The organism is Cellulosimicrobium cellulans, assembly GCF_001722485.1.
GTDB lineage: Bacteria > Actinomycetota > Actinomycetes > Actinomycetales > Cellulomonadaceae > Cellulosimicrobium > Cellulosimicrobium cellulans_A.
Map to the genome: position 1 here is coordinate 1 of NZ_LWGL01000313.1, position 1,705 is coordinate 1,705.

The 1,705-nt window shown below is 77.9% G+C and carries 1 protein-coding gene and 2 pseudogenes; all 3 read left to right on the forward strand.

Features of this window, described 5'->3' with window-relative positions; genetic code table 11:
* Positions 1–243: pseudogene (locus tag JZ5iCDA_RS20040) on the forward strand (hypothetical protein); the annotation flags it as partial.
* 236 nt (positions 244–479) lie between these two features.
* A complete protein-coding gene (locus tag JZ5iCDA_RS18145; protein WP_083260130.1) occupies positions 480–914 on the forward strand; it encodes a hypothetical protein in 435 nt (144 codons plus the stop codon).
* A 56-nt stretch (positions 915–970) separates the two neighbouring features.
* A pseudogene (locus JZ5iCDA_RS17340) lies at positions 971–1,705 on the forward strand (hypothetical protein); the annotation flags it as partial.

Sequence of the window (1,705 nt, forward strand, 5' to 3'; positions counted from 1 at the left end):
GGTCGCACGCACGCGCTCGGGCTCGTCGTCCCGGACCTCGAGAACCCGTACTTCGCCTCGGTCACCAAGGGCGTCCAGGCGCGGGCCCGCCGCACCGGGTACGCGGTGTTCGTCGTCGACGCGGGGGCGACGTCCCAGCGGGCGTCGACGTGGGGCACCGCGGGCCGGCGCGCGACGAGCCGCAGCACGCTTTCCGTGGCCGCGACGACCGCCACGGCGCCGATCGCGAGCCAGACGCCGTAGAAGACGCCGGGGTAGGGGCTCGCCGTCGAGGTGGAGGTCTCGGCGACGCGCGTGACCGAGCGCCCGTCGTCGCCCGCCGTGACCGCTCCGACCGCGGCGAGCACCACGACGAGCAGGCCCAGGCCCCAGGTGAGGCGGCGCAGCAGGCGCGGGGCGACGTCGTCGACCGTGCGGCGCTGGAGGGTCGCGGAGCGGACGGCGCTCCGCTGGCTCGGCCACGTGCGCTCGCCGACGGCGTGCGCGCCGAGGAAGGCGAGCGCGACCATCGCGGGGGAGAGGCCGAGGAGCACGCCCTCGGCGAGGCCGTCCACGGTCGCGACCGCCTGCGACCCGACGATCCCGACGAGGACCGCGAGCGCGGCCGCGCCACCGGCGACGGCACCCGCGTGCCGGCGTGCGGCGCGTCGCACGGGGTCGCCGTCCGCGAGGTCGTGCAGCGTGGCGGGCCGTGCCGTGCCGCGCACGAGCGCGCGGACGACGAGGACCACCGCCGTCACGGCGCCCGCGAGGAGGAGGAGCGCGAGCGCGCTCCACACGAGGTCGTAGGCGGCGGGGACGAACAGCGAGCCCTCGTCTATTTGTGCCATGGTTTGTACCGGTATGGCGACGACGATCCCAGTGGGGGGCCGTGGCGTCAAGTGCCCGCCGTGCGTGCGGGCCGCCGCACATGAGAGACCTCTCATCGGCGTCTCACGCGGGCGCCACGCGGGTCGGGTGTGCTGGCACCATGACCGACACCTGTGTCGTGACCGACCAGCGCGCGTGGCTCGACCTGCTCACCGCGGACGACGCGGGCGACCTCCTCGCCGCCGCGCTCGGTGCCGACGGCGCCTCGCTCGGCGCCTGGCGCGTCGACCGCGTGCACGCGCGCCCGGGGGCGGAGGTGACCGTCGGGTACGACGTCGTCGCCACGCGCGCCGGCGGCGCGGCCGAGGCCGCGGAGTACCTGCTCGCGACCACGGCGGACCTGCCCGCGGAGGCGGTGGGGCCCGGCGTCGCCCGGCTGGACGACGACGAGCGCGTGGTGCACGTGTGGCGCCACCCGGCCGACCCGCTCCTGCCCGGCCTCGCCGCAGCCGGCGACGCCGCCGAGCTCACCCGCCGGCTGCGCGCCGCAGGGTGGGACGCGACCGTGGAGACGGTCGAGATGGTCGCGTACCGCCCGCTGCGCCGCGCGGTCCTGCACGCCCGGACCTCGCGCGGCGTCGTCTACGTCAAGGTCGTGCGGCCCGAGCGCGTGCGCTCGCTCGTGCGCCGGCACGTGCTGCTCACCGACCCCGGCACCCCCGGCGCCGCCCCGGCCGACACGGCGTCCGACACCGCGCGCGCCCCCCGCTGCCTCACGTGGGCCGCGGACGGCGTCGTCGTCCTCGAGGAGGCGCGGGGCCGCTCGCTCGCCCAGGTCCTCGCCGCGACGCCGCCCGAGCACCGCGCGACCGCCGTCGACCCCCACGCGCTGCTG